Genomic DNA, 6,743 nt, shown 5'->3' with positions numbered 1-6,743 from the left:
GGCCACTTCGACGTCTTTGCCCGGAGAAGCCGAGGAGAGCGTCTCGTTGGTGAAGAGAACCTCTTGAAACCGCTCCACCGCCTCCGCCGCTTCGGTCAAGAGCGCTTCTTTCGTGGGTTTTGTAAGGAAGTAGTACTCGATGAAGCGATGGCTTCCCTCCAGAAGAACGAACACGCCGACGCCCACGGCTAAGGCGGCGGGATGGCTTAAACTGACGGCTCCCACCTCTTCGGCCAAGGTCAACAGAGGGAGTCTTCCGGAAAGAGCCATCTGTCGAACGGCGGGGGAGAGTTTCGAGAACTTGGCGAGAAACGTTAAGCTCTCCTGAAACGCCATGATCTGACCCACACTGCCGCTTACGGTTTTGAGATCTTTGAAGGGTTGACCGCCATGGGCGGCTTCGATGGCGCTTAAGACCAAGAACATCCCGGCGGTCCGGCCATAGATGTTTCCATGGATCCCCAGGGACCCCAAGGGTTCGAGAGAAGGAACGAGGGAGCGAAGGGCGTTATGAGCGCCCAGGAGAGAGGCATCGGCGGCCGTGCCGGCCAAGTGGAGTTCCAAATACTCCTGTCCCACGTCCGGGAGGTACTCGGGCATCTTTTGGGAGAGTTCGCTCCAAGTTTGAAAGTGCCCCAGTTCTTTGAGTCGTCCGTCGAGAACGATGTCGGTTCCCTTCCAGAGGAGGTCCGACGTGATCTTGGGAATCCCGTAATGAATCGCTCCGGAGACGAGGGGACTGGAAGCCGAGGGAGCGCGGGTTGTTTCAAGAGAGCGTCGGGGATCGAACTTCGCCGGGGCGACGCGAGCGGCAAGGGTGGCTGGAGGTGTTTTTCCATGGAGCATCAGATGGATATTGTCGGACAAAAAACTCTTCCCGCTTTTCACCTGATCGAGGACCTGACGGACCCCTTCGGCCGGAGATTTCGTCACGAGAGTCGCGCGGGTCTCGATCGCTTTCTTATCCATCTCGAAGTCGATCAATTGCGCGAGCCGCGGCTCCGAACTTCCGACGGCTTCGTTCATGGATTCGAACAATTTCGAGACTTGACCGCCGGGAAACTTCGTCAACATCTCTTGAGCCTGGGCGACGCGGCCGGTTTCATGATGGAGCGTGCTGCGGGGAGGACGGGGCGTGACTCGGACGACGACCTTGTAGCTTTTTCCCGGACCGATCTGTTCGACACGGGTGGAAGCTAAAACGGGCCGAACGGCGCCGTCGGAGAGAACCACGTCCTTAAACCACGGCTCTTTCGTTGGATCGACGACCCTCACCTCCACGGGGACACCCGGGAACCTCGCAATCTCCGCCTTCCATTCCAAAAACTCGTTCGATCGAGCGTCCACGACTTCGGATTCGGGTAACGCCTCCGTACTCACGGCGACGGACGTGAGGTGGGGGTTCGACGATTTTTCTGCGGCGGGTGTGAAGGCTCTTTTCGTCGTCCGGGGAAGGTCCCGGAGAAAGGCGAGTCGTGAAAGTACTCTTTCAGGATTTGCCTGAATGTTGGATTCAAACCGTTCCATCTCCTGATGGACGGCGTCTGCCGATTCAGGCACATCGGAGGAGAAAAGGGTTCGGAGTTGGCGATCGCGTCGTCCCAAAGGACCCTGCGATCCACGAAGCGCGGCTAGATTCGTGCGGACCTCCTGAAGGGCCTCGGCTAACGGCGCGCGCACTCCGGCGGGAACAAATAGCGAAACAACGCTTTCACGCCCGACCCGTTCAAGCCAAGTCGCAGCGTACGTCGCTGCTTGAATCCATCGGCCGTAGCTTGATTCTTCCGGCGTTGACCACCGCTCGACCATCCGGCCGATTTCTTCTTTTTCCTTTTGAAGCTCTGTAACCTCAAGAATCTCGGCCAATCTGGAGAGCGATCCGCTAAACCGCCGGACCGTATCGTCCGCTTCGCTCGCGGCGGTCTGCGCCGCAGCCAAGGCAACCGCCATGCGAAGTTTTTCGGCCGTTGTTTTCGATTCGAAAGCCGATTCGATCGCTTGTTCAGCTTTTTGAATCCGTTCCGGGACCGGACGATGCGGGGTTTCCTTCAGCTCGAGTTGTAATTCATTGAGCACGACCAGCGTCTCAAAAACGTTCCCCTGTGTAAGGGCTTCCTTTGCCTCCGCCTCCAACGACTGGATCCGGGTTTCCGCGGTGACCTCTTCGGATCGGCGGGTATAGAGCTTGTCTCGAAGCCGGGATTTAACCCGTTCGTAATCGATCAAGATTTTGGTTTGACGCCGGGTCAGCGTTTGCTGGGCTTCGGTGAGGAGCTTGAGAGCGGCGGAAAGATTCTCTCGGGTCGCCGTCGACCGCAACAGTCCCTTTTCGCCAAAAAGCGGTTCAAGCTTTTTAGCGGTCGTTCTCCGATCTCGGTCCCATCGCCAGCCGCGAGCCCAATCAAAAACCGGCAACAGCGCCCGCTTCGCGTCACGTACGTCTTTCGTTGAAAGATGCCCGGATTCCCGGGCGGGTTCCACAATGGCTTTTCGAGTATAGGCAATCATCCCTTTCCATTCCCGGACCGTCGTCAAATCTTGGACCTCGCTTTCCAGCGTGTGTTCCTGCGAACCGATGGCCTTTTCCAAAGCTCGATAATCCGCGCGAACACGCACCAGAACGGGCTCATCTACGATTTCGCCCGACGGGAGTTTCGTCTTCACCTTTCGGTAACGTCCCATCCGAAGTTGCGTCTTGCCGCTGACCGATTCTCGCAGGACCCGTCCCGGCACTCCGAGTTCCCCTCGTGCACGCCGGCGGAATTGCGTGAGATCTTTCCGAAGATCGTCGCTCCCTTCGCGACCCCGCTCCAAGAAAGCCTCGACGACCAAGTTGCGCGCGGCCGAAGCGGCGCCCGCGAGGGTTTTTTGAGCGGCTGGAAGATTCCCCCGCTCCAAGAGTTGTCGGGCGCGCGAAAGACGCGCGTCGATCAGCTTGGACAGCGTTTCTTGCGCCTCCAGGTTCAGCTCCCGCAATCTCTCCCAATTCTCATCGATATACGCGCGTCCAATCCGCCGGACCTTTTCGGTGTAGTCTCGATCCAGCAGGGCGATTCTCTCCGAAAGCTCCGGTGCAGGAATTTCGCGAAGTTTCCGCTTGTGCGTTCTTGCGAGTGAAACGATTTGGTCGTACGCGCGCCGCGCATCCCTTTCAGTCGTAAATTCGATGGAAAGGTCGTGTAGATCTTTTTCGAGAGCGGAAAGTTGCGCCTTTTCTTCAATCCGCCGCTTTGAATCCAGATCCTTTTGCGTCTTGGGCCGATCGCCGGCCACATACTCCTTGATCAGTTCCCATGCAATTTCGGGGGGAAAGCCGCCCTCGTTCGTGAGGATTCGATGTTTTTTCCGTTTTCCCTTGGTCTTGTGGGATTTCTCAATGGCCGGCCACTCCACTTCTGGGGTGGGATCTCTGCCCAATATTTTTACCGCCATCTGTCGGCGGGCGTGAGTATCCCATTCGGGCGTAGCTCCGGAAGGCACCAGTAGGACTTCTGCGAGACCGAGCCGATCCGTTTCCGGTAACGCCGCTGTCGGACGAACGCGATCAAAAGAAGTTTCATTCGGCTTTACCTTCGGACGTTCGTTCACGACGGTGACTGGTTTGCTCGTCGAATTCTCCTGCGCGATCTTCCATGCCGCCCAGATATCCACTGAGGTGACCGACGGAAGCGTTTTTGTTTTTCGCGATTCACTCAAGTACTTCGCGATTTGTTCGTCATTGGTTCCTTTGCCGTGGAGTTGAAGAATCTCTCCTTGTTCCTCGGGACTAAACTTAAGGGAGGAAAGGCGCCGTCTCAGATGACCGGTCGGGATATCTTTATCGAGACCGAATTTGGCGAGCGCTTTCTTGGCGGCCGCCGTCGGTTCGCGAACCCGACCGATGACGGTCATCAGTTCAGGTTTTGCTTGCATCGTACCGATGACCTTGCCCGGGTTGCGAATCGGTGAATGTTCCATGACAAACTGCTCGATAATTTTTTCCGGTGGACCGGGATCAGTTCGTCGAAAATATTCGATATCGGTGGGAGTGAGTTCGGGAAAATAGGACTGAATATCTTCGGGCAGGTTTCCTTGTTCGATATAGTTTCTCAGGCGAATCCGAATCGCTTGAGGAATTTCGTAGACCCGCTTTGACCAGAGTTCCTTCGATGCGTCGCTTCCCACGCCAAATTTTTCGAGCGCAGCGCGCACTAACCTCGGATGCTCTTTCGCTTTCGGAAACGCCTTAACGATTTGGTCTTCCTTCGACCACGACGGATGGAACACGACAAATCGTTCGATTTCTCCCGCTTTCCCCTCATCGAACTCAAGCGGCACTAATTTCGTCTGCCATGCGGGTCGCGAAGGTATCTTAGGTGCGGTTTCCGGCGGGTCGGGAGTGGAATCTTTCTCTGTTTTCCCCTCAATCGTCTTTGGCAGTGCGCTGACGATCGGCTTTCGTCGAACGTATCTTGCAGATTCCGTGTGAAAATCCACCGTGGCCTCTTGCCATGGTTCGAGTGCGAGCGCTCGACGAATCGCGGTTGATGGGTTTTCTCGAACCCGTGCAACGTTCACATTCGCGTCCTCCCTCGTCCCGCTATTTCGCTTTTCATGGCGTTTTCGGACCCGTTTCAAAATCTCCCCCATAAATATAGTGTTCGCTCCTGGTTTGAGTTCCCCCCAAGGAACAAGCCACGCATATTTGCTTTTTGACAGAATCGGAATCGTGTAAGGGCCGGAAACCGCAGGATAGACAACGTCGATGTCTCCCAACGCGCTCCTCAGTCTCGATTCAATGTCATTGGAAGAACGAGCTACATTCTTGCGATTATTCTCCGTCCGGGATTCAGGCCAAAGTGTCGACAGCTCGTGATTGAGTCTGGGTGGCGCTTGTCTTGTGGGATGGAGAAGTATGATTCGGCCGATTTCTTGATGGGTACGGAGTTCCTTGAGCGCACCGATCAATTTCTCGGGAAAGTCCTCTTTTTCTTCAAAGAGCTGAGAATGAACCACTAGGTCCGGAACGAGTTTCGCCTCTGAAGGTGGTTTCGCAGGATCTGCCGAGACAATTCCCGGAAAAATTGCTGCAAGCGCCACAAACGGCAAGCCTATGCTCGTCGTAGAGGTAATTCGCCGTAAGCGCCGCCACCAATCGTTCATGAACGGAAGGTAGTGGATAGAAATCATTGGCGTTTCATTTGCGCTATATCCGTTTTCTGCCGCCGTGCGGTACCAAGCCGCGTTTAACACTAAGCGTCATTAGGGTCAAATCTCTGTTGATGGCGGTCTCGACGCGCGTGCATTACGAGATGGATTTTCCGTTCTTCCTGCACGCTGCGAGCGAAAGCTGACGGCGAACGGCGGACATGATTTGATATTGCCTCTCTTATGACTCCCCGCGGCCAACAGTTTCTCGATCGTTTACGAGCGGAGGTAATGATCGGCGATGGGGCCGTCGGCACGCAACTGAATCGTCTCGACGTCGGCACGGACATTAGCTACGAACAACTCAATCTCACGCGCCCGGACATCGTTCGGGAGATCATGAAGGAATATCTCGATGTCGGCGCTCAACTTATTGAAACAAATTCTTTTTGTGCAAATTACCCTAAACAAAAGAAATTCGGTTTGGAGAGTCAGGTTCGCGACATGGCCGGACGGGCGGCGCAACTGGGGAGGGAGGTCGCGGGGGAGGATCGCTTTGTCGCCGGTTCGGTCGGGCCGCTCGTTCGACGGAAACAGGAGCTCGATGAATATACGGATGACGAAGTTCGAGGATTTTTCCGAGAAGCGATGGAGGCGTTGGTCGAAGGGGGGGCCGATGTTCTCATCCTCGAGACGTTCACGTATCTAAAGGAACTCGAACTGGCCCTTTCCGCCGCGCGGGGACTCGATCTTCCCATCATTTGCCAAATGGCTTACGGCGAGGGGGGCACGACTGAAATGGGTCTGCCCACAGAGCGGGCCGTACAGAGCTTGGTGTTGGGTGGCGCCCATGTCATCGGTTCAAATTGCCGATCCGGGCCGCATCTTCTCGTAAGCGTTGTCGAACGGCAGGCCAAGGTAACGGAGTTACCGATCTCGGTTTTTCCCAACGCCGGATATGCCGAGCAGCAGGACGGGCGTTATGTCTATGGCGCTTCGCCCCGCTATTTTGGAACTAAAGCTCGGGAACTGGTGGAAGCGGGGGCGAATCTGATCGGCGGTTGCTGCGGAACGACGCCCGAACACATTAAAGCTCTCGTCGCCTCGATCCAGGGGATGAAACCGCGGCAACGTCAAAAAGTCGGGAAAAAAGTTTTTGCCACTCCGGTCGAGATGCCGGTCGAACGCAAGGGGGGCGAGAAGTTCATGGCGTTTTTCCATCGCCCGGAGCCTTTTGTCGCCGTTGAAATCGAACCGCCGCGGAGTCAGGACGTGAAACCGGCCATCGAGGGGGCAAGGATGATGGCGACGGCGGGCGCGGACGCCCTCAATGTACCGGACAATACGTTGGCTACGGTGAAAATGGACAACGTCATCTTTTCCCGCCTGCTTCGGGAGCGAGTGGAATTGCCGATCATTTTGCATTTGACCTGCCGGGACAAAAACACGATTGCGCTTCAGTCGGCGTTGTTGGGCGCGCAAACGGTGGGAATGGAATCCATTCTGGCGATTACGGGAGATCCCGCGTCGATCGGCGATCAACCGGGGGCTTCGTCGGTGTATGACATCAACTCGATCGGTCTTGTGGAGATGATCGCTTCGTTCAATCGCGGGGT

The 6,743-nt window shown here is 56.0% G+C and carries 2 protein-coding genes; one reads left to right on the top strand and one right to left on the bottom strand.

What is annotated here, in order from left to right:
* Positions 1-5,169 (bottom strand): hypothetical protein (locus VI895_12930; protein HLG20703.1); only part of this gene is annotated, 5,169 nt, incomplete at its 3' end.
* A 201-nt stretch (positions 5,170-5,370) separates the two neighbouring features.
* On the opposite strand from VI895_12930, the gene VI895_12925 reads away from it, so the two are divergent.
* A partial coding sequence (locus VI895_12925; GenBank protein HLG20702.1) for a bifunctional homocysteine S-methyltransferase/methylenetetrahydrofolate reductase occupies positions 5,371-6,743 on the top strand: 1,373 nt, incomplete at its 3' end.

The organism is Bdellovibrionota bacterium, from assembly GCA_035292885.1.
GTDB lineage: Bacteria > Bdellovibrionota_G > JALEGL01 > JALEGL01 > DATDPG01 > DATDPG01.
The sequence above is the reverse complement of the archived record's forward strand: the minus strand, read 5'-3'. Positions and strand labels throughout refer to the sequence as shown.